Source organism: Paraburkholderia steynii (assembly GCF_900100565.1).
Classification (GTDB): domain Bacteria; phylum Pseudomonadota; class Gammaproteobacteria; order Burkholderiales; family Burkholderiaceae; genus Paraburkholderia; species Paraburkholderia terrae.
The window spans coordinates 350,019-373,786 of the sequence record NZ_FNDI01000004.1 but is presented as its reverse complement, the minus strand read 5'-3'; the positions used below and the strand labels follow the sequence as shown (position 1 = coordinate 373,786).

Sequence of the window (23,768 nt, the reverse complement as noted above, 5' to 3'; positions counted from 1 at the left end):
TTTCGATCTGGTTACTACGTCAGCTTCGTCGGCAATCAGTTACCGAAGAACACCGAACGAGGACCCTTCTCATCAGCCAGCGAGCGGCCGGCTTGCGACGTGCCGTTCGTCTGCACGCCATAGCCGCTTGCGTTGGCGTCTTCTGCGTGGACACGCGCTTCCGCGGCCTGGATGTTGTTCGGGTAGTTCTGGCGATCCGACAGCGGATCATAGCCAGCCTTTTCCAGACGGGCGAGATCGGCGCGAACTTCGGCGCGCGTCACCGGTTGCTGGCTCGATTGGGCAAACGATGCAACGGGAGCGGCAACAGCGGCAGCAAGAACGACTGCGGAAATAAGGGCTTTCATGGACAACCTCCGAGAACTTGTTTTTCGATTCACTGCGAACATCGTGTCCGTCAGCATTGATGCAAGTTTATGGAAGGCAAGGTCCTAGGGAAATCCCTAATCTCGCTAAACTATGTTGCGAGAATTGAAATAATTGGCTTACTCAGGCGTTCGGCTTGCTTTTTGAGATCAAATAATTGCAACACTGTGTTCCAAAAAATATGCACTGGGTGGAACAATGAGTCGCGCAAAGGCAAACGCCCCGGCGCCGTGAGGCGCCGGGGCGTTTGAAATCAGACCAATCTTCGCTTTACTGTGCGAAGGAAAGGCCGTCCGTTCAGGACCAGTTCGCGTGGAAGCTACCCGGCTTGTCGAGGCGCTCGAACGTATGCGCGCCGAAGAAGTCGCGTTGCGCCTGCACGAGGTTGGCGGGCAGACGCGCCGAGCGGTAGCCGTCGAAGTACGCGATCGCCGACGAGAACGCCGGTACGGGCACGCCCGCCGCCGTCGCGGCGATCACGACGTCGCGCAGCGCCCCCTGATAGTTCGCGGCGATATCGCGGAAATACGGATCGAGCAACAGGTTGGCGATCTGCTTGTCCTTCGAGTAGGCGTCCGTGATCTTCTGCAGGAAGCGGGCACGGATGATACAGCCCGCGCGGAAAATCTTCGCGATCGTGCCGTAGTCCAGATCCCACTTGTATTCGTCCGACGCCGCGCGCAGTTGCGCGAAGCCCTGTGCGTACGAAATCACCTTGCTGAAGTACAACGCGCGGCGCACTGCTTCGATGAACGCGGCGCGGTCGCCCGAGAACGGCTTGGCGGCCGGCCCTTCGAGCACCTTGCTGGCTGCCACGCGCTGATCCTTCAGCGACGACAGCACGCGCGCGAATACGGCTTCCGTAATCAGCGGCAGCGGCGCGCCGAGATCGAGCGCGTTCTGGCTCGTCCACTTGCCCGTGCCCTTTTGCGCGGCGCGGTCCATGATGATGTCGACGAGATCGTTGCCCGTTTCATCGTCCTTCTTGTCGAAGATCTTCGACGTGATCTCGATCAGGTAGCTGTCCAGCTCGCCCTTGTTCCACTCGGTGTAGACCGCGCCCAGTTCCTGGTTCGACAGCCCGACCACCTGCTTGAGCACCGCATAGCTTTCGGCGATCAGCTGCATGTCGCCGTATTCGATGCCGTTATGCACCATCTTCACGAAATGGCCCGCGCCGTCAGGACCCATGTACGCGACGCACGGCTCGCCGTCCGGCGCCTTCGCCGCGATCTCGGTGAGAATCGGGGCGACGAGGTCATACGCTTCGCGCTGGCCGCCCGGCATGATCGACGGGCCCTTCAGCGCGCCCTCTTCGCCGCCCGACACGCCCGTGCCGATGAAGTGCAGACCCGACTTCGCCAGTTCCTGATTGCGGCGGATGGTGTCGGTGAAATGCGTGTTGCCGCCGTCGATGAGAATGTCGCCCTTCTCCAGCAGCGGCTGTAGCGACGCGATCGTCGCGTCGGTGCCTTCGCCCGCTTTTACCATCATCAGGATGCGGCGCGGCTTTTCCAGCGAGTTGACGAATTCTTCCAGCGTGAAAGTCGGAACCAGCTTACGGTCGGGAAACTCCGCGATCAGTTCGTCGGTTTTCTCGCGGGTGCGGTTGAACACGGAGACCGCGTGACCACGGCTTTCGATGTTCAGCGCCAGATTCCGTCCCATCACCGCCAGCCCCACTACGCCGATTGCCTGTTTGCCCATGTGAATTCTCCTGATTCCGGTGAGTCGTGAAGCCGCGCCCACCATCAGGGCGCGGCGTCGAGGATGAAAGGATAAAAGAAATGACGGGATGACGCTCGCGTACTCCCCGCCCGCCGTGTTCGTGTCCGGCACAGTCGATGCGTGCGGGCTTTCGCCGCGCTTTCGCGCCGCGCTGCTTGTGCGCCCCGCTGCCGGCACTCTAAAGCTTAGTCCGCGAAACGCGCTGCGAGCGTTTGTCGTGCAAACGCAGAGTCAAGCGGGGTAAAACGTCAGACCGGGCGCGTGTACTAACGTTTCCTGAACACAAGGCTGAAGTTGTTGGCAGGCATCTCGACCGGCTCGTCGGCGTCGAAGCCCGCCGCGTCCGCCAGCGCCACCACGTCTTCCATGTCGCGCACGCCCCATGCGGGATTGCGGCGTCGCAACTGTTCGTCGAACGCAGCGTTGGTCGGCGCCGTATGCGCGCCGCCGCGCCGGTACGGCCCGTACAGGAACAGCACGCCGCCCGGTCCGAGCAGCCGCCCCGCGCCGCCGATCAGCGCCTGCGCCGACGCCCACGGCGAGATATGGATCATGTTGATGCAGACGATCGCAGCAGCGGCTTCGATGCCCCACGACGCGTCGCGCACGTCGAGCGCGAGTGGCGGCCGCACGTTGGCCAGCCCGCTATGCGCCGTCCACGCGGCAATCGACGCGCGCGCCTCGTCGTCGAGGTCGCTCGGCTGCCAGACGAGATGCGGCAGCGCCGCAGCGAAGTGGATCGCGTGCTGGCCCGTGCCGCTCGCGATCTCGAGCACGGTGCCGGTGGCGGGCAACACACGTTCGAGCACGGCGAGAATCGGCGCGCGGTTACGTTCGGCGGAAGGCGCGTGCTGGCGCAGGTTGAGATCAGGCGTAGTCATGGCGGTTCAATCAGTAGAGACCGGTTCGCATCCGTTCAACGAGGTCGCGATCATACGCGAGCGCGTCGAAAGTCTCACCGAAAATGCGCTTGTGCATGTCGCCCGCGCTCGGCAGCCGCGAGCGCTCGACATGGCGCGACGGGTCCCACAGCTTCGAGCGCGCCAGCGCTTTCGAGCAGTGAAAGTACACCGCGTCGATATCGACGATCAGCACCGTGCGCGGCTTCTTGCCGTCGACCGCGAAGCTCTCGAGCAACGCCGACTCGGCCGAAACGCGTCCACGTCCGTTGACGCGCAGCGTCTCGCCGACACCCGGCACGACGAACAGCAGCCCCACATGCGGATTGACGATCACGTTGCGCAGACTGTCGACGCGGTTGTTGCCGACGCGATCGGGAATCGCCAGCGTCCTTTCGTCGATCAGCCGCACGAAACCGGGCGCATCGCCACGCGGCGAGCAGTCGAGTCCTTCGGGACCCGCCGTCGCCAGCACGATGAACGGCGATTGCTCGATGAACGCGCGATAGCAGTCGTTGACGTACGGAATCTCCTTGCGTACCGAGCGCTCGTGCGGCTGCCCGTACAGCGCTTCCAGTTCTTCTATCGACGTGAGCATCGGCGTTCCTTGTGAATTGACATGAAGCTGGCGCGCACGTGCGTGCCGCACCTGCCTGCATTAGCTGACCGCGAGACGCGCCGCGAGCGCGGCGAGCGCGTCGCCGCATGGGGCTTCCACTTTCAGCGACAGCAACTCATCGGCGCGCGTGCGTCCGAGATTGATCACGGCAACCGGCTTGCCCATCTTCTGCGCCCACACGCAGAAACGGTAGCCCGAATACACCATCAGCGACGAGCCGACTACGAGCATCGCGTCGGCGGCTTCGAGCGAGTGGGTGGCCGCCTCGACGCGCGCCTTCGGAACGTTCTCGCCGAAGAACACGACATCGGGCTTCAGCAGCCCGCCGCAGTGCGGGCAAGGCGGCACGCGAAACGACCCGAGGTCGTGCCATTCGAGATGTGCGTCGCCGTCGGCGGCTGGCTCGGCGATCACATCGAGCAGCGCGGGGTTCGTGTTGATCAGCGTTTGCTGGATCGACGCGCGCGTGTGATGCGAGTTGCAATCGAGACACGTCACTGCGCCGATGCTGCCGTGCAGTTCGATCACGTCGCTGCTGCCCGCGCGCTGATGCAGACCATCGACGTTCTGCGTGACGAGCCCGCCCACGTGTCCGGCCGCTTCGAGCCGCGCCAGCGCGTGATGCGCGGCGTTCGGCGCAGCCTTCGCGACCACGGGCCAGCCGACTGTGCTGCGCGCCCAGTAGCGCTGGCGCGATGCGACGGAACCAAGAAACTCCTGCAACGTGATGGGCGGCGAGCGTTTCCATTCACCGTTTTCGTCGCGATAGCCGGGGATGCCGGAATCGGTGCTGATGCCTGCGCCCGTCAGCACGAAAAGCCGCGGATGGCGTTCAACGAAGTCATGCAAAGCGGCAAGCGCGTGAGGTTCGATCAGCGTGGACATAGAGTCGATGAAGCGGCGCGAGAGAGTGGTTGCAGAGAGTGATTACAGCGGGTCAAGAGGCAAACACTTAGCGCTTCTTGCCCGGCTCGCCTTCGTGCTCAATCGGCTGCGCGTGCCGCGCTTCCCACGCAGCCAGCGCCGCGCGATACCGTGTGACCTCTTCCGCGTACAGATCGAACACGCACGGATCGCAGCCGCTATCGCAGCATTCGCTGCGGTCGGGCCGCGTGGGCGGCGTGGGGCGCGGATCGGCGGTGGCCGGCGCCTCCGAGTGCGTGGCCTCGTCAGCAGTCACATTGACTTCCAGTGGTTCGGGAAGCGTCAAGTATACGTCGACTGCCCGCGCCGCGTTGTGTCACATCCGCGTCATCCGCGGCCGACGAACGGCATCTTGCTCGCCATGATCGTCATGAACTGCACGTTCGCCGACAGCGGCAGATTCGCCATGTGCAGCACGGCATCGGCGACATGTTCGACGTTCATCAGCGGCTCGACGGCGATCGTGCCGTTGGCCTGCGGCACGCCGCGCGCCATCCGCTCGGCCATTTCCGTCTCGGCGTTGCCGATGTCGATCTGGCCGCACACGATGTCGTAAGGCCGGCCATCGAGCGAGACCGATTTTGTGAGACCCGTGATCGCATGCTTGGTCGCCGTGTACGCGATGCTCAGCGGACGCGGCGCATGCGCGGAGATCGAGCCGTTGTTGATGATGCGGCCGCCGCGCGGCGATTGCGCCTTCATCATCCCGAATGCCGCGCGCGTGCAGAGGAACACGCCCGTGAGGTTGGTATCGACGACGGAACGCCAGTCGTCGAGTTCGATCTGGTCGATTTCGACGGGCGGCGCATTGCGGCCCGCGTTGTTGAACAGCACGTCGAGCCGCCCGTAGCGCAGCCGGATTGCGTCGAACAGCGCGGCGACGCTCGCGGCATCCGTCACGTCGCAGGCGACGGCGAGTGCGTCCTGGCCGTGCGCCTGTGCATCTGTTGCGAGCGCATCGAGTGGGGCCTGCCTGCGCCCGGTCAGCACGACGCTATAGCCATTGGCGAGCAGCTTGAGCGCCGTCGCCTTGCCGATGCCGCTGCCCGCGCCCGTCACGAGCGCTACTTTGTTTGCTTGCGTTGTCTCTGCTGTCTGCGTCACACCGTATCTCCAGGTCGTGCTGCCCGCGACGCGGCGCGACGCAGGCCCGTCAATCGAGCGCGCGGTCGTTCGGCTTCGCGAACAGCTGTTTCATCTCCGCCGACAACGGATAGTTCAGGTTGATGCCCTTCGGCGGAATGGGTTGCGTGAACCACTTCTGATAAAGGTTCGCCGCTTCACCAGAAGTTTGCAAGCGCGCGATCACGCCGTCGACCAGTTTCTTGAAGCCCGGATCATCTTTGCGAAACATGCAGCCATACACCTCCGACATCGGCGACGTGCCCGTGATCACGTAGTCGTCGGCGTTCGCCTCTTTCGCTTTCGCGCCGTACAGCAGCGGATCGTCCATCACGAAGGCGACGGCACGCCCCGTCTTCACGTTGAGGAACGACTCGGCGTGATCCTTCGCGCTGATGAGGCGCATGTTCATCGACTTCTCAGCGTTCATCTGCCGCAGCAGACGCTCTTCCGATGTGCCCGCCGTCGTCACGACCGTCTTGTTGGCGAGGTCGCCGAAGTCCTTCACGCCCGAGTCCTTCTTCACGATCATGCGCACGCCGTACTGGAAGAAGCTGTTCGAGAACGCAGCCTGGTTGTCGCGCTCTTTCGTGTGGGTGGTCGAACCGCATTCGATATCGATCGTGCCGTTCTGCACGAGCGGAATGCGGTTCTGCGACGTGATGGGAATCTCGCGCACCTTCAGGTCCGGCAGCTTCAGCTCTTTTTTCACCTCGTCGACGATCTTCAACGCGATCGCCTGCGAATAGCCGATCACGTGCTGTTCCTCGTCGTAGTACGAGAACGGCACCGACGATTCGCGCACGCCGAGCGAGATCGCGCCCGTTTCGCGGATCTTCTTCAAGGTCGCGCTCGAGTCCTCCGCGTGCGCGTTGCCTCCGCAGAGGGTGACTGCGATCAGTGCCGTGAGCGTTGCGTGCTTCGTCATCGTTGTTTTCATGGTCTCTCCTGTTATGGATGTGTGTGCAACGAAATCAGCGGTCGTATGCGTAGGCGTCGATATCGACGGACGGCGCGCGGCCCGCGATCACGTCGGCGATCACGCGCGCGCTGCCGCACGCGAGCGTAAAGCCCAACGCGCCGTGGCCCGTGTTGAGCCAGAGGTTGCTGTACGGCGTTCTGCCGATTAGCGGCTTCGAATCGGGCGTCGCGGGACGGTGGCCGCACCAGGTCTGCGCGTTCGCGTAGTCGCCGGCGGCGGGGAAGATCTCCTGCGCCTGGCGCTTCAGCAGTTCGACGCGCCCTGCCCGCTGCGCGTCGCTCACCCCCGCAATCTCGACCATGCCTGCAATCCGCAAGCGCCCGCCAAGCGGCGCATAGACAATCTTTCGATGCAGGTCCGTCACGCTGACGCGCGGCGTGTGGAGCGGATCGGCGTTGAGTATCGTCAGGCTGTAGCCCGTCAGCGGATAGACGGGCAGACGCACGCCAAGCGCTTCGAGCAGCGGAACGCTGCCAAGCCCGAGCGCGACGACGAACGCATCGGCTTCGATATCGCCCGCCGCGGTGCGCGCCGCGACGATCCGGCCGTCTTCGCTGACGAGTTCGCGCACGGGCGTCTCGTAGCGGATCGTCACGCGATGACGCCGCTGCAGCGCATCCGCCAGCGCAACACCGAAGCGATGGCAATCGCCCGCTTCTTCCGACGGCGTATGGATACCGCCCGCGATCAGCGGCTGCGCGTGCGCGAGCGCGGGTTCGAGCGCGACGCAGGCGCTGCCGTCGAGCGCACGCTGATTCGAGCCCGCCGCGACGAGCAGTTCCATCTTGCGGCGCGCGCGCTCGAACTCGTGCGCGTCGCGATAGACGACGAGCTTGCCGTTGCGCACATAGTCGAACGCAATCGACTCGTGCTCGACGATGTCATGCAGCGCCGCCTTGCTGAGCGCGCCGAGGCTCAGCATTTCCAGTGCCGTCTGCCGCGCGCGACGGCTGCGGCACGCGAGCAGGAACGCGACGCACCAGCGCCACTGCTGCACATCGAAACGCGGAATAAAACGCAGCGCGGAGTCGCGCTGCAACAGCCACGCGGGCAGCTTGGGCAGCACGGCGGGATCGGCGAGCGGCGCGACGTAGCTGTAGCTCAACTGGCCGCCGTTTGCGAAGCTCGCTTCGAGCGCCGCGCCGCCGCGCGCCTCGACGATCGTGACGTCGTGGCCATCGCGGGCCAGGCTCCAGGCCGTCGTCAGTCCGACGACGCCCGCTCCGAGGACACAGACATGCATGAAGGCTCACTACCTTGCGATTACATTGCAGGCGAGTGTCGCGCGCCGAAAACGGCGTATCAATTGACGAGATGCGAGGCTGCATAACCTCAGGTTAAGGGTGTGCGTTTCCACGCGCCTGGCCTACGCAAAATGCGCGCGCAACACGTCGACGAACGCGTTACCCGCCTGCGACGTCAGACCGCCGTCGCGCCACAACGCGAACACGCCGACCGACAACGGCGGTGTAACCGGCCGCACGGTCACGGCTTCCGCACCGCTCTTCGCGGTCAACTCGTCGAGCAGCGCATGGCCGATGCCGCGCGCGGCCAGCGCGCGGGCGACGTGCCACGTGTGCGCCTCGACGGCGGGCGCGTGACCGTCGAGGCCCGGTGCTTCCAGCGCATTGCCGATCATCTCGCCAAGCGGGTCGGCATTGCCGATGCCGATCCAGTCGCCTTCCACGAATTCTTGCAGCGTGATCGGCGTGTCGCCTGCGGCTTCATCGCGCGGGCCGACGCACACGACGGGCGTGCGCCCCAGCTCGGCGGACGCAATGCCCGGCCGCGCCGGCGGATTCAGCGCGACGGCCAGATCGAGATCGCGCGTGAGCAGCGCGTTCAGCAATTCCTCGGTATGACGCGTCTGGATTCGCAGCGACACACGTGGATACGCCGCGCGAAACGCCTCGACGGCGGGCGGAATCAGGCTCAGGCCAAGGCTCGGCAGACAGCCGATGCGCAAATGCCCTTCGGGTTGCCGCGCGAGATTGCGCGCGAGATCGCGGATGCTGTCGAGGTTGGTCTGCAGCTTCTGCGTTTCGGAGAACAGCAGCTCGGCTTCGCGCGTCGGCTGAAGGCGGCCATGCACGCGGTTGAAGAGCGTGAGGCCCGCGCTGCGCTCCGCGTGCGCGAGCACCTTGCTGACGGCGGGCTGAGAAACGCACAGCAGTTCGGCGGCTTTCGACAGCGAGCCGGTGCGCATGATGGCGTGGAAAACTTCGATGTGGCGCAGACGCATGGCGCGGGTTCGGGTCGGCGGGTCGGTGGAAAGGGGTCAAGGATACTGGCTTCGGTTCCGCTACGGCTTCATTACCGTTCCATTGCAGCGCCCGTCTCGGCTGCCGTTCCGCCGTGCCCCTTTCCGTCAATTCTCCGAACCCGGCGGCCCGCGATCTCTTTCCAACTCTGCCAATTTCGAGACAGGACGCGCGCCAATGGTATCGTTCGCGTTTGACGTGCATCACGACAGTCCTGCTGGTATGACGAAACGGAATCCGGCAGACGAAACGCATCATGAATCAACCGAATCCGCCGCTGCCGCGCGCCGCCGACCATGCCGCGCCCGCGCGTCGCTGGCCCCGCACAGGCAATCCGCCGATGTTCAACGCCACCATCGCGTGGCATGCCGCGATGGTCGCGGGCTGGGTGCTCACGCCCATCGCCTGGCCGTGGTGGGTCGCCGGCATCTTCGCGAGCCATATGGTCGTTGTGACAATTGGCTTGTGGCCGCGCTCGTCGCTGCTCGGCCCGAACTGGACGCGCCTGCCCGACACGCCGCGCAACGCCGACGCCGTCGCGCTGACGATCGACGACGGCCCCGACCCGGTCGTCACGCCCCAGGTGCTCGATCTGCTCGACGCGCACGGCGTGCGCGCCACTTTTTTCTGCATCGGCACGCGCGCGCAGCAACATCCGGCGCTGATGCGCGAGATCGTCGCGCGCGGACACGCGGTCGAGAACCACTCGCAGGTCCACGTTCACACGTTCTCGGTCACGCTGCCGCGCGGACTGACGCGGGAAATCGACGCCGCGCAGCACACGCTCGAAGCGCTGACGGGCGAGCGCCCGCAGTTCTTCCGCGCGCCCGCCGGCCTGCGCAACGTGTTTCTCGAGCCGGTGCTGCAAAAACTCGACTTGCGGCTCGCCGCCTGGACGCGGCGCGGCTTCGACACCCGCGAGCGCAACCCGCAGCGCGTGCTGGAACGGCTCGTCGACGGGCTCGCGGCGCGCGACATCCTGCTTCTGCACGACGCGAGCGCGGCAAAGGACGCGTCGGGCAAGCCCGTCGTGCTCGACGTGCTGCCGCGTCTGATCGAGACCGTGCGCGCGCGCGGACTGCGCTTCGTGACGCTGCGCGAGGCGCGCGACGCCTGACTGACAGCGCCGCGCGCGGCCTGCGAACCGCCTAGGCGCGCCGCCGGACCAGGTGGTAGATCACTAGCAGGATGATTGCGCCGATGATCGACGCGATCCAGCCCGCCGCCTGCCCCGGTTGATACCAGCCAAGCGCGCGCCCGACATAGCCCGCGATCAGCGAGCCAGCGATACCGAGAATGATCGTCATGATCCAACCCATGCTGTCGTCGCCCGGTTTGAGCGCGCGCGCAATCAGACCGACGATCAACCCGACGACTATCGTGCCAATGAGGGAAAGCATGCAAACCTCCGATCAGAGTTAGCACTACGGTGCGCTGCTACTGCTCGCTACAGACGACATGCGGCCCCTGCCCGTTTTTCCGCCGCATGCCGCGACTGTACCGTTTCGGAACGCGCGCCATCGGACACAGCCTGGCGAACGCGCGCCATTGTCGTCGGGATTCCGGCGCGGACGCCGGATGCCCTATGCCCTTATGCCCGTCAGATACGGAAATCGGCGGACATGTCCTCGTCAGTGCGCGCCTCGAGCTCGCCGCTTCGGCACGCTTTCATGAACACGTCATAATCGCGCTCGACCTGATCCGCATACGCCGCCGCATACTCGGCCAGCGCTTCCGCGAACTGGTCGCTGCGTCCAATATACGCGCTGATCTCGATCGCCTTGCCGCCCGCCTTCGCGTGTGCGCGCGCCAGCGCCCAGCCGCATAGCCGCGCATAGCCGTTCAGCTGATCGACGTCGAACAGGTCGACGCTGGGCGTCAGTTTCATGTCGCGCAATTGCCGGAAGTAGAAATGCCGGCCCGCCGGACCCGTCGACCAGCCGAGAAAGATATCGCTAGCGGCCTGCAGCATGCGCTGGCCTAGCACGACGCGTTCGCCCTCGTGCTTCGGCTCGAACTTGCGCGGACCCGCCTTGAAATGCTGCGCGATCACCGAGCGCCGCGCCTCCTTGACCTGCAGAAAGAGCGGCTTGCCGTGCGGATCGACGGTCAGCAGCACGAGACAGCGCGTGCCGACACTGCCGACGCCGACCACCTTGAACGCGAGATCGTGCGGCACGAACTGCTCCAGCAGTTCGCGCCGATCTTCGTTGAGCGTCTTGAGATAGCCCTCGTACGTCTCGTGCATCAGCTTGCGCCAGTCGCCGATCCGGAACCAGTCGTCCTCGGCATCGAACAGCGTGCCCGAGCCATGCACGTGGAACAGGCTGGGCGGCATGTCGCGCATCACGTAGCGGTCGCCGTCGCGCTCGCACAGCTTGTCGAGCATGCTTTCGTGCGTGCGGGTGGCCGCCTTCTCCATCCCTCGACGGATCAGGCGGCGATTCTCGGCGTTCACCGCCATATCGACCATCCGGTCGAACGTGATCCGCTCGTACCACAGTTCCAGCGCACCGCATCCGGCGTACTGCGCCATGCGGTCGCGATACTGGTTGGCCGCCGTCATCACGAGATCGTAGGCGGCGCCGCTGCTGAAGCGCATGTGCCGCGCGGCGACCACGAAGCTCGCGACGAGCCGCTTCAGGTCCCATTCGAAAGGCGCGGTGGACACTTCGTCGAAATCGTTCAGATCGAAGATCAGTTGACGCTCGGGTGTCGCGAAGCCGCCGAAATTCAGCAGATGCGCATCGCCGCAGATGGGCAGCGTCAGCGACGTGTGCGGCGTCATGCTGAGATCGTGTGCCTGCAGGATCGCGCTGCCGCGATAGAACGTGAACGGCGACACCGCCATGCGCCCGTAGCGCAGCGGCACGAGGCGCTCGACGCGGCCTTCGCTGCTTTGCCGCAACAGGTCGACGGGATTGCGGTGCATATGGCCGATCGCGCGGTGACTGGAGCGTTTTGCGTGTTCGCGGGCCGCGCGCCCGTTGGCTTCCCGTTCCGCGATGGTGCTGGCCTTCATGCTTTTCTCCGTTCTTGTGAAACAGCTTGCATCGGGGCGCACTGCAACCGCGTGCCGCCAGGGCGCATCGTGACGTTGACCGCTTCGGGCTGGCGTGGATGGATCGTTCGAGGCGAGGCGCGACGCGCGCGTCGCCGATTTGCGCAAAAGGTGCCGGACCGCAAACGTCCATCGGATCGACTGTATTAAATCCTGCGGCGAACGGGTGCGCAAGTCCGCGTGCCGCCAAAGCGCAGCGGCAGAAGAACAGACGAGAAGGGAAAAGGCGATGGCGCAGGGCGCGCCATCGCATTGCCGCGTCAGAAGAAGCGCGGCGGCTGGAGAATCAGGGCGATGCGCACAGCCGGCGACGGCAGCGCCGCAAGGCTCGTGCGGGAGGCCTCGGCGCGCTCGTTGAAGGCGACGCGCGCGGTGCCCGACAGCGGCGCGACGAATTGATGTGCCGTCAGCGTCAGGGGATCGACGGGATGGTCATCTTTGCGCACTTCGAAGTGCAGATGCGGCCCGGTTGCCGTTCCTGTGCGGCCGACATAGCCGATCACCTGCCCCTGCTCGATACGCTGACCGACCTTCAGCGCGCCCGCGAACAGCGAAAGATGCGCGTAGTAGGTCGAATAGCCGTCCTCGTGACGCAGAACGATGTGTTTGCCATAACCACGGCCGTTGACGGCGATTTCGATGGTGCCTGCGGCTGCCGCGTAGATCGGCGTGCCGGCAGGCGCGGCCAGATCGACGCCCGTGTGAAAGCGAGGCTCGCCAAAGACGGGATGAATACGCATGCCGAACGGCGAGCTTACGCGCCGGTAGTCCAGCGGCATCGCGAACGGCTCGCTCGCGATCAGCTCGCCGTCGAGCGTGTAGTACGCACCTTGCGATGAGCCGGGCGCGGTGAACCAGAGGGCATCGTACGCGCGGCCATTCAGACGGACTTCGAGCGAAGCAATGCGCGATGCGCCCGATTCGCCCGTTGCGTCCATCACGATCCGGTATTCGTCGCCCGTCTGCGCAGGCGCATCGACATCCACGCGGCCAGCAAAGATCCGGCCAATCTGTGCGACGACCGTCGCCGGAAAACCCGCTTGTGCGAGCGACTCGCGCAGCGTGGTGCCGATCGGGCCGGAGCTCGAGCGAGGCTCATCGTTGGCCATACCGAAGCCGGTGGCGTCGCCGAATGGCGTCGTCGCGTGGGCGAGGTCGTCAGATGCGCCTTCGGGCGTCACGCGGCCCGACCATTCGTGGCCATCGTCGGAACGATCATGCGCAACGGGTACGCACATCGTCGGCGTGGTGGCGCAGACCGTGCCGAGCACCAGTTCGTTCGACGGTACACGCACGGTGAGCGATGCCGTCGAGTATGCGGGCGCGAGCGTGGCCGCGTCGTCGGGGTGGGCGATGGCCGGCGCCGACAATACATCGTCGGCGGGATGGGCAATGGATTCGGCCAGCGCGCGATCGGCGTCGCGCGACGAAGGCCCTACGGCATTGAACGAGGTGGCGGGTTGCGCGCCCGGCAATGTCATCTCGTGTGCAAGTGCATGATGGTGCTGCTGCTTGTGAGCGGAACCATGCTTGTGCGCCTTCGGAGCGGCCACGGCGGTGGACGTGCCAGGCACGACCGAAGCGCCGATCCACAATGCCGAAAAAGCGGCCACGCTCGAAAGCGTCTTGCGTTTGACGGACAGCGGACGAACCGCTGCCGTAGAGATGCCCTGCCTGCGCGCGAGGAATGATCGTAGATGCTTCACGTCAGGTTCTCGCGTTGGAATCAAAGGGCGGCGGGCATGAGCGGCTGTACCGGGAAGGCACGGCTACGGCGCGTGGCGAGGCGAAGACGGATCGATCGATCCCGCGACCGGCTGGTCGCTCCATCGCGCCGCGCAGCCCGACAAGTGAGCTTTTGAGTTTAGGGAGCGGAGGACGCGGGCTGAATCGCCTAATTCTTAATTTTCTTAAAACTTTCTTAGGTTGAATGCGTCTGCATTCAGAAAAGCGAGCCGTCGTCCGTTGCGGACGACGGCTTCAGGCTACAGCCGCTCGTTACAGCAAGCCGCGCAGATAGGCATCCCATTCGCCGATGCGCCTGTCCCACGAATAAAAGCGCGTGAAATATTCGACCTGTTGCGAGCGCAAGTACTCGTCTTCCGCTTTGCGCAGCCGGACAGTTTCGATTGCATCGTCGAGCACGGCGGCAAAGCGCTGCGCGTGTACCTGCAGGTTTTCAGTGAACGGATAGAGCCTCGCGAAGTTCGCACAGGTTTCCGGCAAGCCGCCGTACGCCGCGCAGACCGTGAGACAGCCCGCCGACATCGCCTCGATGGCTGCGATGCAACTCGTCTCCGGCTCGATGTTCGGGTACGCGAAGATGTCGCATTCGCTCAGCGCCTTGCGCACGACGGCGTTTGGCTGCGCGCCGTGATAGCGGATACGCGGATGCGCGCGGCATCGCTCGAACAGCGGCTGATAGGGCGCGTCGCGCTCCGTCCAGTCGTAGATGCTGAAGCTCGAAAAGACGTCCAGCTCGATGTCGGGATGGCGCGTCGCGAGATATTCGAAGACGGGAACAAGGATTTCGAGGCCGCGATCGGGCGTCGTGTGATAGATCAGACGGATGCGCTCGCTGCGTCGCGGAAGATAGGCGCCGAAGGGCTCGATTGCGTTTTGCAACACGCTCATCTCCGCGTAAGGTACGCCAGGAATCATCTGATAAAGCGACGCCTGATAATGCGACACACACACAATGCCCGCAAACGCCGCGCGATTTTCAGCCTGTTCCAGGAAACTGGATTCTTCGCGGCTTGGTTTGTCGTGCAACCAGAGAATGCGCTTACGGTCGGGGTCGAGTTCGCGCACGCGGGAGGGAATGATTTGAAACTGCCGCACCAGTTCCGGGTCGAGTCGAGCATGAAGCGCTCGTAGCATCAATTCCGTGCCGCCACGCGCGCGCACGCTCAGTTCGTTGGTTTCCATGTTCATGCGTCGAGCACGTTGTGCGTCAGCACCCGCCGCCAATCGCCGTCAACGGACTCGCCGCAATCGACGCGCCGAAATCGCCGTGCCACGTGTAGAGGCCCTGATGCGAGAGCTTCGATTGCGTATCGACGAATACCTGCCCGCCGATATCGCGCCAACGCCGGCAGAACGCATAGTCTTCCGACAGATAACGGCCCGTGGAAGGCTCGACCATCACATCGAAGAAGCGGTAGCAGAGATCGTAGAGCGGCGAATCCGGCGGACCGTCGGGCACGTACTTCAGTTCGGGCAGGCGCGCGATCATTGTTTCGATCGCGCTGCGCTTGATGCACATGAAGCCCGTCGGCGCTTCGCTGACTTCGAGAAAGCCGTCACCGTCGATCGCTGGCGAGACGCCGTCGTGTGCGTTCACGGGATAACGCAGATAGCGCGCGGCAAAGGTTTCCTGCGTGAGTCCGCCGGGCAGCACGCCGGGCCAGTCGAAACGCTTGAGGGGATACACGCCCGCCACGACATCGCGATCGGCAAGCAGCAGCCGCAACACCTGATCGACGGAAAAGCCGATGTCCGCGTCGATCCAGAACAGATGCGTGTAGCCCGGATCAAGCAGGAATTCCGCGACGGATTCATTGCGCGCGCGGGTAATCAGGCTTTCGCCTGAACGGATTCGCACCGAACCCTGCATGCCCGTCTGCCACATCGCGTTATTGAGCGCGAGCAGGCTATTTGCAAAGTTCGCCATGACGTTGCCGCCGTAGCACGGCGTCATGAAAAGCGGTTTCATCGATTGAAGTGCGGACGAGTCAAGCATGGAGGGTCTCTTTGTCTGGATGAAAATGAGCGTCGATGAGTATCGCGGACTATCCAAAAAAAGACTGTAAGAACACTCTTAATGCGATAAGACGGGCACTTTATCGAGATAAGGGGCTAGCACATTGATGCCGCTCAAAAGACTCGCCGCGAACGCAGCCGGATCGCCGGGAAACGCCCTCCCGCCAGGGTTCTGATCCCGCCGCGCACGTATTGACCGTGGCCAATTGTTCGACCGCTTGTGATTTCGATCCCACGCAGCGGCGGTATTTTTAGGACACGTCTCATATTCGCGCTCAGGTCCGCGCGACACACTCTCGGGTTTCGACTTTCATCCCGCAGCGGCACGCCCGCTGCGCTTTGCCGTGAACCCCCTTCTGCTCAAACGATCCAGCATCGCCTGCTTCGCGCTCCTCAGCTCCGCGTGCTCCTTCTTCGTGCCCCGCTCCACCGCGTCGACCTCGACGACGCCTGCGGACAACGCGCTCGTCATCGCCTCCGCCCGCGACTTCGCGTACATGCCCGCGCGCGATGGCCACGTCACCTTCGACCGCATCGCCAACACGGCGACGACGTCGATCCTCTTGAAGAAAGGTGTCGAGTCGGTGGTGCGCGACGCCGTCGTGTCCGCATGGCGCAAGTCGGGCATCGTCGTGACGACGCACGATAAGCTGGTGCTGAGCGGCCGAATCGATGTGTTGTCGGTGGACGATGCGCGGCCGCGGGCCACGTGGACCATGACCATCTGCTACTTCGTCACCAATGCGTCGACGAAGCAGACTGTCTATGTGAAGAGCAATACCGTCCATCTGTTCCGGCAGAAGTTCACGAACCCCGCACTCGCACTCGACGACGTCGTGAAAATCAGCGTTGATACGATCATCAGAGATCCCTCGTTTCATCAGGCGCTTCAGCCCGTCGAATAACAGGCGCGCTCTCCTCCGCGCTGGCGCCGCAGGGTTGCGGCGCAATTTCCTTCCGCTGCGGCATGTCCGCAGCCGGCATTTCGCTACAATCGGATATTCCCCATCTGAATTCGCCGCCGCGCGCGCCATGCGAACCAACGCCGCGCGGCGGCCCGTCCGAGCGAGCCGTCATGTCTCTCACCGCCTGGCTGTTTTTTCTTCCCGCGTGCTTTGCGATCAACATGGCGCCCGGGCCCAACAATCTGCTGTCGATCAACGTCGCCGCGCGGCACGGCTTCATGACGGCGTTCGTCGCCGGCAGCGGACGGTTGGTCGCGTTTGCGGGCATGCTGGTGCTCGCTGCAACGGGCCTTGCCGTCGTGCTGCACGCATCCGAATTGTTCTTCCTCGCGATCAAACTGGTGGGCGCCGCCTATCTGATCTGGCTTGCGATCCAGCTGTGGCGCAGCGACGCTGGACCGATGGATGCGCTGAAACAGGACGACGCATCGCTGTGGCGCATCGCGCGCCAGGAATGCTTTGTCGCTGCGGGCAATCCGAAGGCGATTCTGGTGTTCACCGCTTTTCTGCCGCAATTCGTCGATATTTCGAAACCGATGCTGCCGCAATTCGCCGTGCTCGGCGCGAGCTTTCTGGTGCTCGAATGGTTCGCGATCGCGCTGTATTCGTGGGCGGGCATGCATCTCGGCAAATGGCTGACGCGTGCCACCGTGCGCCGCTGGTTCAACCGCTGCTGCGGCGCATTTCTCGGCGCGATCGGCGTGAGCTTTCTGCTGGTGCGGCGCTCGAGCTGAATCTTCGCCGCGGCGCTTAAAAAAAACGGATCGGACGCAAAACGTCCGATCCGTTTTTTATTGCCGCGTCGCGATCAATGTTCGAGCGCGAGCCAGATCGACTTCGGTTCCGTAAAGTTTTCGATCGCGACATCGCCGTGTTCGCGGCCAAAGCCCGAATCGCCCGAACCGCCCCACGGCAGGCGCACGTCGGTATAGCCGTAGGTGTTGATCCACACCGTGCCCGCCTTCAGCGCATGCGCGACGCGATGCACGCGGCCGATATCCGCGCTCCACACGCCCGCCGCGAGGCTGTACGCGGTGCCGTTCGCGATGCGTACGGCGTCCTCTTCGTCGTTGAATCGCACGACGCTCGCGACCGGCCCGAAGATTTCCTCCTGCGAAATGCGCATTTCGTGCTCGACGTTCGCGAACACCGTCGGCTCGACGAAGAAGCCCTTTTGCCCAATACGCGCGCCGCCCGTTACAAGTGACGCACCTTCGTTGCGGCCGATGTCCACGTAATCGAGCACCGTCTTCATCTGCGCGGCCGACACGAGCGGGCCCATGGTCGTTTCCCGCTCGGACGGATCGCCGACCTTGAGCGCTTTCGCGCGCGCCGCGAGCCGTTCGACCACTTCGTCGTAGACATCGCGATGCGCCAGAATGCGCGAGCCCGCCGAACACACCTGCCCCGTGTTGAAGAAAATGCCCGAGGCGGCCGCGCGGACCGCGTTGTCGATATTCGCATCGGCGAAAATCACGTTCGCCGATTTGCCGCCGAGTTCCAGCGTCACGCGCTTGAAATTGCTCGCCGCGCCTTGCAGAATGCCGCGCCCGACCGACGGCGAACCCGTGAACGTCACCTTGTCGATGCCCGGATGCGCGACGATCGCATCGCCGACCACGCGCCCCTTGCCCGTCACGATGTTCAGCACGCCAGGCGGCACGCCCGCCTCCAGCGCAAGCTCGCCGATGCGCAACGCCGACAGCGGCGTAATCTCCGCGGGCTTCACGACCATCGTGCAGCCGCATGCGAGCGCGGGCGCGATCTTCCACATGCCGATCATCAGCGGGAAATTCCACGGCACGATCGCGCCGACCACGCCGACGGGCTCGCGCACCGTGTAGGTCAGCGCGTCGGGACGCACAGGCACGACCTGGCCGTTGATCTTGTCGCACCAGCCGGCGTAGTACGCGAGCGTGTCGATGGCGGCGGGCACGTCCTGGCGCTTGACGGCGGCGAGCGGCTTACCCGCGTCGAGGCTTTCCAGCGCGACGATTTCGTCCTGCCGTTCGCGCAGCAGTTCGGAGAAGCGCATCAGGATGCGGCCGCGCTCGGCGGCGCGCATGCCATTCCACACTTTCAGCGCGGCGCGCGCGGCCTTGACGGCCGTATCGACATCCTGCGCGCTGCCTTGCGCGACGAGCGCTATCGGCTCTTCAGTCGCGGGGTTGATATTGACGGTGTATTCGCCGGTGCCGGGCGGCAGCCGCTTGCCGTCGATGAGAAGATCGTAGCGTCTGAGGTCGGTTTCAGTGTCCATCTCGTACTCCTTGCGATTGCGATATAGCTTCTTCGCGAACCGTTGGCTGAACCGCCCGCACCCTCGCGCTTATGAAGCACGCATCAGCGCCTCATCAGGTACGCACGGCATCGGTTCGTGTGTGGCTCCTTTTATGGCTGGATTGATAGATGCTGCACCAGGCGCCGCGGACGCGCCAGCATGGTCGGGCAATTCCTTGCCGGCAAACAGCGCCCAGACGGCTTCGGCATTCGGTCGCAACGAGCGGTTGCGGCGGCGCACCAGCATCGTCGTCACGGACACCTCAGGCACGAGCGGAAGCGCGACAAGCGACGCCGGCAGCGCGGCGCAATGCTCGTCCACTGGCAATACGCCAATGCCGAGACCGAGTTCGATCATGCGCAGCGCCGCGGCGAGATGTCCACATTCGTTGGCGCGCGCCGCATCGATACGATGCATGTTCAATGCCCGCTCTGTCACGTTGCGCGTGCCCGCTTCCGCATTCAACGTGACGAGCTGTGTGACAGTCCTGGTATTGCGCAGCGCTTCCCAGTGCAGCGCGGCACCGGAGGCGAGCGGATGCGCCTGCGGCAGCACCGCGCACAGCGGCGTCGAGACGAGTGGCTGTGTGTGAAAGGCATCGGCGCCCGCGACGTGTGCGTCGCACAGTACGCCGAAGTCGACTTCGCCCTGCTCGATGGCGGCGAGCACGGCATGCTGAGGCTGTTCCTTCGCGGTGACGATCAGGTCGGGGAAGATCGCGGCGCTGCGCGCGAGCCGCTCGGGCAGCCAGCCCGACGACGTCACGGGATCGCACGCGACCACCACGACGCCCGTGTGCTCCTCGTGCGCGGCACGCTCTTCGCGCAACGTCAGCTCGATTTCCTCGATCAGGCGCCCGATGCGCCGTTCGAGCCTTGAACCCGCTGTCGTCAGTTCGACCTGCCGCGTCGTGCGATCGAAGAGGCGCAATGCAATCGCCTCTTCGAGTTCACGCACGCACCGGCTCACGGCCGACTGGGTCAGATCGAACTCGCGCGCCGCGCGGGTGAAACTCCGCTGACGCGCGACGGCGACGAACACCTTCAATTGCTGCAACGATACGTTCATGTGTTCAGGTCGCCAGGTTGAAGTGAAACGGGTTTATTCGCCCGTCTGTTCCGGCCAGTGACGCAGGGCCGGTCCGTTTGCCGCCAGTTCCGGCTCGCGTTCGAGAGACGCCTCGTTCGATGTCGCAATCCAGCGGGCACGCATCGGTGCGAGCACGAATTTCGCCGACACGCCCGCCGCAATCGTGATGACCGCCGAGACGATGAACACCAGGTTCCAGCCGCCCGTCGCCGCGAGCACGGAAGCGATCGGCACGATCAGCGATGCAGTGCCCTTCGCCGTGTACAGCGTGCCCGCATTCGCCGCCGCGTACTTGCTGCCGAACGTATCCGCACAGATAGCCGGGAAGATCGAGAAGATTTCGCCCCAGAACAGGAAGATCAGCGCCGCGAACGTCATGAACGCATACGGGTTCTGGCCGTACTCCATCAGTCCGAGCAGCGCGAGACCTTCGCCGATGAAGATCGCGAACATCGTGTTTTCACGGCCGAACTTGTCGGAGATGAAGCCGCACAGCGGACGCGTGAAGCCGTTGCAGACGTTGTCGATAGAGAGCGTCATCGTCAGCAGCGGCAGCGTGGCGCCGAACAGCGTCATCGGCAGTTTCGCGAGGCCCCAGTCCTTCGCGATCGGACCGAGCTGCGCCGTCGCCATCAGGCCGCCTGCGGCAACTGCAACGAACGACGCATAGATCACCCAGAACACAGGCGACTTGATCATCTGGCCCGGCGTGTAGTCCTGCTTGGTGACCGCGAACTTGCGTTTGGCGGGCGGTGCCTTTGCGCCGTCGGGTTTTCTCAGCAGCAGTGCGAGCACGAAAATGCAGACGCCCTGCAGGATGCCGAAGAACATGAACGTGTGCTCGTAACCCGTGCGCGTGATCATGTTCGCAATAGGAATCACCGTGACGGCCGCGCCTGCGCCGAAGCCCGCTGCCGTCAAACCAGCGGCGAGACCGCGCTTGTCCGGGAACCACTTCAATGCGTTGCCGACGCACGTGCCGTACACGCCGCCCGCGCCGATACCGGCGATCACGGATGCGGCGTACAACTCCGGCAACGTCGTCGCATAGGAATTCATCACCCACGCAAGGCCCGCGCAGATCGCGCCGCCCGCGACGACGGGACGCGGACCGAAACGGTCGACGAGCCACCCTTCCACCGGCACCAGCCACGTCTCGGTCAGAATGAAGATCGAGAACGCCAGCTGAACTTCAGCCTGCCCCCAATGATGCTTTGTGCTCATCGGTGTGACGAACAGCGTCCACGCGTATTGAAGGTTGGCGACGAGCGCCATACACAGGATGCCAAATGCTAGTTGCCACCACCGGTTGCGCCAGAACGCAACGGGAGCTTGCTGAGAAATGCTGTTCATGTGCCTGTCTCCGCTATCTATTTAGGGCAGCCGGCCAAAGCGCCGGTCTGTATGCATGCCACCTTATAGTTGTGTCCCCAAACGGGCTGCTTCGGGGTATTGCGCAATGCCAATTCCACTACTTCTTTTCTAAAAAAACCTTTAAGCCGATTTACCGTCTGCTTTATTCGCCTGTTAAAAGTACCTGTCATCGGCTCTTGTTTTTGTCGCATCGGAGCCTTGTTTTAAGCGTTAACCCGATGCTTGTGCTGCGAATCGTCCATTACAGAATCCATGCTAGGGTCAATGCTGAATTACTGATAATTAAAGTTTGTTACCATGAGGATTCACCTTCGCTTATACATCCGCCATGACAATGCGTAACGCGACCCTCCGCCAGCTGAAAGTCTTCGAAACAGTGGCGCGGCATCTGAGCTTCTCGCGCGCGGCGGAGGAACTGCATCTCACGCAGCCCGCCGTTTCCACCCAGGTCAGGCAGCTCGAAGAGCACGCCGGCTTGCCGCTTTTCGAGCAGCTCGGCAAGAAGATCTACATGACGCCGGCGGGCACCGAAATGCTTCACTACAGCCGCGCGATCATTCAGCAATTTCATGAAGTCGACGAAGCGATGGGCCAGCTCAAGGGCATATCGGGCGGCAAGCTGAACGTCGCGGTGATCAGCGCGGGCGACTACTTCTTTCCGCGCCTGCTTGCCGAGTTCACGCGTCGATACGCGGGCGTCGAATTGAACCTTGCCGTACACAACCGCGAAGAACTGCTGCATCAACTGTCGACCAATCAGACCGATCTCGCGGTGATGGTGCGTCCGCCGCAGGAAATGGATGCGATCAACGAAGTGTTCGCGCCGCATCCGTATGTGATCGTCGCGGCGCCCACGCATCCTCTTGCCAACAAGCGCAACATCAAGATCAGCCAGCTTGCGAGCGAGGCCTTCGTGGTGCGCGAACGCGGCTCGGACACGTGGAATTCGATGGAAGAAGGCTTTGCGGGGCGCCTCACGAACCTGAAGATCGCGATGGAAATCAAGAGCACCGAGACCATCAAGCAGGCCGTGATCGCGGGCATGGGCATCGCGTTTCTGTCTGCACATACGATCAGCCTCGAATTGCAGGTCGGGCATCTCGTCGTGCTGGATGTCGAAGGCTTTCCGGTGATGCTCAACTGGTACGTCGTGCATCGCAAGAACAAGCGGCTGCCGCCCGTTGCCGTGGCGTTCAAGCGCTTTCTGATGGAAGAAGGCGCGGCCCTGATCGAGCAGATTACGCGCGTGAATCAACTTGCCGTCCATAAGTGACGCGCTATGGATAGCCAATAAAACTTTAACTATTGCGGATTCATTGCGGCTCCTATGCTTCTGACGAGCCTCGTCACTCGACACAGGAGCATTGCAATGAATCAGTCTGCCGATCTGCACAATGAAGCGCTGCTGAGCGCCTACAACGCCGCGTTCAGCGATCTGGGCTTGCGGTTTCGCTGGAGCCAGGCCACGCTCGATTTCTTCGACGATGTCAGCAATGAAATGGCGCGCATTACCGCCTATATCGAGCGCTTTCAATCGCATCTGCTCAACGCCTATGAAGCCGATTTTCTCGCGCAGCTGATCTTCGACCGCAAGAGCCAGTTCTATCGCGAGTCCGTCGCTCAATGACGCAGGGTTGCAGTTCATCGATGACTCTCTCCGTCGGCTGTGCTTCGTGAATCTGACGATTCGCGAAGCGCGGCCGTCCTGTGTTTTGTTCAGTGACTTTTCAGTGACTTCAGTGACGCTTGACCTGATAACGTTGGCGGCTGCGCACGCGCATCGCCGCGTGCGTCATATGCAGGCTCCTCGCAGCTGACAGGCAGCGCGCCTGCGTGCGGCGCGGATTGCTCGTCCATGTCCAGCGCTGCATGAAATCGTCGGCGGCTTGCATGCGCGCAGGGTCGCCGTCCCACGCGACGCGCAACGACACCTCACGCCGGGCCAACATGCCGCAATGCGCAGGCGCGCGCACATCGTGCGCGTGCGTGGTCAGCATCACATGCGCGCCCAGCGCGGCCGCCAGCAGGCTCACCGCAAATAGAGCCGCGATGCCCGGCAGTTGCGCCGGCTCGTTGACAAAAGCGTAACCAAGCCAGATACACAATCCCATCGCCAGCAGATCGACGATCTTGTCGCCCGCCGCGACTTGCCGCATGTTCCGCCCGCGATGCGTGAACCGGTTGACGAGCGCGGTCGACGCGATCGCCAGCAGCAATGCGCCTGAAAACACGAACACATACAGCTCCAGGCGCTCGAGTCCCGACCACGCGATGAAGCCCGCACCTTCCGGCATGTCATCTCCTTGCGTCGCGCATATGCGCTTGTTCCGCTTGT

Annotated in this window: 24 protein-coding genes; 5 read left to right on the top strand and 19 right to left on the bottom strand. The window is 63.6% G+C overall.

The annotated features are described in order from the left end of the window. Nucleotides 1–35 precede the first annotated feature (35 nt). The 10 genes from BLT65_RS10535 to BLT65_RS10490 form a co-directional block, all read right to left on the bottom strand. Entirely contained in the window at nucleotides 36–347 is a 312-nt protein-coding gene (locus BLT65_RS10535) for a DUF4148 domain-containing protein (protein WP_007744289.1), read from the bottom strand. Between the two features lie 316 nt (nucleotides 348–663). Continuing rightward, nucleotides 664–2,073 carry an NADP-dependent phosphogluconate dehydrogenase gene (gndA, locus tag BLT65_RS10530; RefSeq protein ID WP_091777532.1) on the bottom strand — a complete coding sequence of 470 codons (1,410 nt, stop codon included), beginning with the start codon at nucleotides 2,071–2,073 and terminating at the stop codon, nucleotides 664–666. A 287-nt stretch (nucleotides 2,074–2,360) separates the two neighbouring features. Continuing rightward, the gene (locus BLT65_RS10525) at nucleotides 2,361–2,975 is read right to left on the bottom strand and encodes a DUF938 domain-containing protein (protein WP_091777530.1); all 615 of its coding nucleotides are present in this window, start codon (nucleotides 2,973–2,975) and stop codon (nucleotides 2,361–2,363) included. 10 nt (nucleotides 2,976–2,985) lie between these two features. Then, a complete protein-coding gene (locus tag BLT65_RS10520) occupies nucleotides 2,986–3,591 on the bottom strand; it encodes a pyridoxamine 5'-phosphate oxidase family protein (RefSeq protein WP_091777528.1) in 606 nt (201 codons plus the stop codon). A gap of 60 nt (nucleotides 3,592–3,651) precedes the next feature. Further along, nucleotides 3,652–4,497, bottom strand: coding sequence for an NAD-dependent protein deacetylase (locus BLT65_RS10515; protein WP_091777526.1), 846 nt, complete (start codon nucleotides 4,495–4,497; stop codon nucleotides 3,652–3,654). Between the two features lie 67 nt (nucleotides 4,498–4,564). Continuing rightward, a complete protein-coding gene (locus BLT65_RS10510) occupies nucleotides 4,565–4,792 on the bottom strand; it encodes an oxidoreductase-like domain-containing protein (RefSeq protein WP_091777524.1) in 228 nt (75 codons plus the stop codon). Nucleotides 4,793–4,863: 71 nt separating this feature from the next. Continuing rightward, on the bottom strand, nucleotides 4,864–5,640 hold the full coding sequence (locus BLT65_RS10505; RefSeq protein ID WP_091777522.1) for an SDR family oxidoreductase: 777 nt from the start codon (nucleotides 5,638–5,640) through the stop codon (nucleotides 4,864–4,866). A gap of 49 nt (nucleotides 5,641–5,689) precedes the next feature. Then, nucleotides 5,690–6,586 carry a glutamate/aspartate ABC transporter substrate-binding protein gene (locus BLT65_RS10500; RefSeq protein ID WP_091777679.1) on the bottom strand — a complete coding sequence of 299 codons (897 nt, stop codon included), beginning with the start codon at nucleotides 6,584–6,586 and terminating at the stop codon, nucleotides 5,690–5,692. Nucleotides 6,587–6,632: 46 nt separating this feature from the next. Further along, entirely contained in the window at nucleotides 6,633–7,883 is a 1,251-nt protein-coding gene (locus BLT65_RS10495) for a D-amino acid dehydrogenase (RefSeq protein ID WP_091777519.1), read from the bottom strand. Between the two features lie 123 nt (nucleotides 7,884–8,006). Continuing rightward, nucleotides 8,007–8,882, bottom strand: coding sequence for a LysR family transcriptional regulator (locus tag BLT65_RS10490; protein ID WP_091777518.1), 876 nt, complete (start codon nucleotides 8,880–8,882; stop codon nucleotides 8,007–8,009). A 275-nt stretch (nucleotides 8,883–9,157) separates the two neighbouring features. Here BLT65_RS10490 and BLT65_RS10480 point away from each other — a divergent pair, with 275 nt between their 5' ends. Beyond that, nucleotides 9,158–10,018 carry a polysaccharide deacetylase family protein gene (locus BLT65_RS10480; RefSeq protein ID WP_091777516.1) on the top strand — a complete coding sequence of 287 codons (861 nt, stop codon included), beginning with the start codon at nucleotides 9,158–9,160 and terminating at the stop codon, nucleotides 10,016–10,018. A gap of 31 nt (nucleotides 10,019–10,049) precedes the next feature. On the opposite strand, the gene BLT65_RS10475 is transcribed toward BLT65_RS10480, so the two are convergent. The 5 genes from BLT65_RS10475 to BLT65_RS10455 form a co-directional block, all read right to left on the bottom strand. Further along, nucleotides 10,050–10,301, bottom strand: a complete 252-nt coding sequence (locus tag BLT65_RS10475) for a GlsB/YeaQ/YmgE family stress response membrane protein (RefSeq protein ID WP_091777514.1) — start codon at nucleotides 10,299–10,301, stop codon at nucleotides 10,050–10,052. Nucleotides 10,302–10,501: 200 nt separating this feature from the next. Next, the gene (locus BLT65_RS10470; protein WP_091777512.1) at nucleotides 10,502–11,923 is read right to left on the bottom strand and encodes a DUF2252 domain-containing protein; all 1,422 of its coding nucleotides are present in this window, start codon (nucleotides 11,921–11,923) and stop codon (nucleotides 10,502–10,504) included. 299 nt (nucleotides 11,924–12,222) lie between these two features. Next, complete coding sequence (locus BLT65_RS10465) at nucleotides 12,223–13,668, bottom strand: M23 family metallopeptidase (protein ID WP_091777510.1); 1,446 nt, start codon at nucleotides 13,666–13,668, stop codon at nucleotides 12,223–12,225. A gap of 292 nt (nucleotides 13,669–13,960) precedes the next feature. After that, a complete protein-coding gene (locus tag BLT65_RS10460; RefSeq protein WP_091777508.1) occupies nucleotides 13,961–14,896 on the bottom strand; it encodes a glycosyltransferase family 4 protein in 936 nt (311 codons plus the stop codon). A gap of 19 nt (nucleotides 14,897–14,915) precedes the next feature. Continuing rightward, a complete protein-coding gene (locus tag BLT65_RS10455) occupies nucleotides 14,916–15,704 on the bottom strand; it encodes a hypothetical protein (RefSeq protein ID WP_091777506.1) in 789 nt (262 codons plus the stop codon). A gap of 436 nt (nucleotides 15,705–16,140) precedes the next feature. Here BLT65_RS10455 and BLT65_RS10450 point away from each other — a divergent pair, with 436 nt between their 5' ends. Beyond that, complete coding sequence (locus BLT65_RS10450; RefSeq protein ID WP_244186473.1) at nucleotides 16,141–16,629, top strand: hypothetical protein; 489 nt, start codon at nucleotides 16,141–16,143, stop codon at nucleotides 16,627–16,629. 170 nt (nucleotides 16,630–16,799) lie between these two features. Beyond that, a complete protein-coding gene (locus tag BLT65_RS10445) occupies nucleotides 16,800–17,423 on the top strand; it encodes a LysE family translocator (RefSeq protein ID WP_091777677.1) in 624 nt (207 codons plus the stop codon). 74 nt (nucleotides 17,424–17,497) lie between these two features. On the opposite strand, the gene BLT65_RS10440 is transcribed toward BLT65_RS10445, so the two are convergent. The 3 genes from BLT65_RS10440 to oxlT form a co-directional block, all read right to left on the bottom strand. Then, entirely contained in the window at nucleotides 17,498–18,949 is a 1,452-nt protein-coding gene (locus tag BLT65_RS10440; RefSeq protein WP_079501139.1) for an aldehyde dehydrogenase family protein, read from the bottom strand. Between the two features lie 69 nt (nucleotides 18,950–19,018). Next, nucleotides 19,019–20,038 carry a LysR family transcriptional regulator gene (locus BLT65_RS10435; protein WP_091777502.1) on the bottom strand — a complete coding sequence of 340 codons (1,020 nt, stop codon included), beginning with the start codon at nucleotides 20,036–20,038 and terminating at the stop codon, nucleotides 19,019–19,021. A gap of 33 nt (nucleotides 20,039–20,071) precedes the next feature. After that, nucleotides 20,072–21,412: an oxalate/formate MFS antiporter gene (oxlT, locus tag BLT65_RS10430; protein WP_091777500.1), complete on the bottom strand. Its 1,341-nt coding sequence runs from the start codon at nucleotides 21,410–21,412 to the stop codon at nucleotides 20,072–20,074. Nucleotides 21,413–21,761: 349 nt separating this feature from the next. On the opposite strand from oxlT, the gene BLT65_RS10425 reads away from it, so the two are divergent. After that, the gene (locus BLT65_RS10425; protein WP_042311141.1) at nucleotides 21,762–22,706 is read left to right on the top strand and encodes a LysR family transcriptional regulator; all 945 of its coding nucleotides are present in this window, start codon (nucleotides 21,762–21,764) and stop codon (nucleotides 22,704–22,706) included. Between the two features lie 96 nt (nucleotides 22,707–22,802). Next, entirely contained in the window at nucleotides 22,803–23,060 is a 258-nt protein-coding gene (locus BLT65_RS10420; RefSeq protein WP_042311185.1) for a hypothetical protein, read from the top strand. A 109-nt stretch (nucleotides 23,061–23,169) separates the two neighbouring features. Here BLT65_RS10420 and BLT65_RS10415 read toward each other — a convergent pair whose 3' ends face one another. After that, entirely contained in the window at nucleotides 23,170–23,727 is a 558-nt protein-coding gene (locus tag BLT65_RS10415; RefSeq protein WP_091777498.1) for an NADP transhydrogenase subunit beta, read from the bottom strand. Nucleotides 23,728–23,768 lie beyond the last annotated feature (41 nt).

Coding starts and splice junctions, on each gene's coding strand:
- BLT65_RS10535 (WP_007744289.1), bottom strand. CDS start 347: ATGAAAGCCCTTATTTCCGCAGTCGTTCTTGCTGCCGCTGTTGCCGCT.
- gndA (WP_091777532.1), bottom strand. CDS start 2,073: ATGGGCAAACAGGCAATCGGCGTAGTGGGGCTGGCGGTGATGGGACGG.
- BLT65_RS10525 (WP_091777530.1), bottom strand. CDS start 2,975: ATGACTACGCCTGATCTCAACCTGCGCCAGCACGCGCCTTCCGCCGAA.
- BLT65_RS10520 (WP_091777528.1), bottom strand. CDS start 3,591: ATGCTCACGTCGATAGAAGAACTGGAAGCGCTGTACGGGCAGCCGCAC.
- BLT65_RS10515 (WP_091777526.1), bottom strand. CDS start 4,497: ATGTCCACGCTGATCGAACCTCACGCGCTTGCCGCTTTGCATGACTTC.
- BLT65_RS10500 (WP_091777679.1), bottom strand. CDS start 6,586: ATGACGAAGCACGCAACGCTCACGGCACTGATCGCAGTCACCCTCTGC.
- BLT65_RS10495 (WP_091777519.1), bottom strand. CDS start 7,883: ATGCATGTCTGTGTCCTCGGAGCGGGCGTCGTCGGACTGACGACGGCC.
- BLT65_RS10490 (WP_091777518.1), bottom strand. CDS start 8,882: ATGCGTCTGCGCCACATCGAAGTTTTCCACGCCATCATGCGCACCGGC.
- BLT65_RS10480 (WP_091777516.1), top strand. CDS start 9,158: ATGAATCAACCGAATCCGCCGCTGCCGCGCGCCGCCGACCATGCCGCG.
- BLT65_RS10475 (WP_091777514.1), bottom strand. CDS start 10,301: ATGCTTTCCCTCATTGGCACGATAGTCGTCGGGTTGATCGTCGGTCTG.
- BLT65_RS10470 (WP_091777512.1), bottom strand. CDS start 11,923: ATGAAGGCCAGCACCATCGCGGAACGGGAAGCCAACGGGCGCGCGGCC.
- BLT65_RS10460 (WP_091777508.1), bottom strand. CDS start 14,896: ATGAACATGGAAACCAACGAACTGAGCGTGCGCGCGCGTGGCGGCACG.
- BLT65_RS10455 (WP_091777506.1), bottom strand. CDS start 15,704: ATGCTTGACTCGTCCGCACTTCAATCGATGAAACCGCTTTTCATGACG.
- BLT65_RS10445 (WP_091777677.1), top strand. CDS start 16,800: ATGTCTCTCACCGCCTGGCTGTTTTTTCTTCCCGCGTGCTTTGCGATC.
- BLT65_RS10440 (WP_079501139.1), bottom strand. CDS start 18,949: ATGGACACTGAAACCGACCTCAGACGCTACGATCTTCTCATCGACGGC.
- BLT65_RS10435 (WP_091777502.1), bottom strand. CDS start 20,038: ATGAACGTATCGTTGCAGCAATTGAAGGTGTTCGTCGCCGTCGCGCGT.
- oxlT (WP_091777500.1), bottom strand. CDS start 21,412: ATGAACAGCATTTCTCAGCAAGCTCCCGTTGCGTTCTGGCGCAACCGG.
- BLT65_RS10425 (WP_042311141.1), top strand. CDS start 21,762: ATGACAATGCGTAACGCGACCCTCCGCCAGCTGAAAGTCTTCGAAACA.
- BLT65_RS10420 (WP_042311185.1), top strand. CDS start 22,803: ATGAATCAGTCTGCCGATCTGCACAATGAAGCGCTGCTGAGCGCCTAC.
- BLT65_RS10415 (WP_091777498.1), bottom strand. CDS start 23,727: ATGCCGGAAGGTGCGGGCTTCATCGCGTGGTCGGGACTCGAGCGCCTG.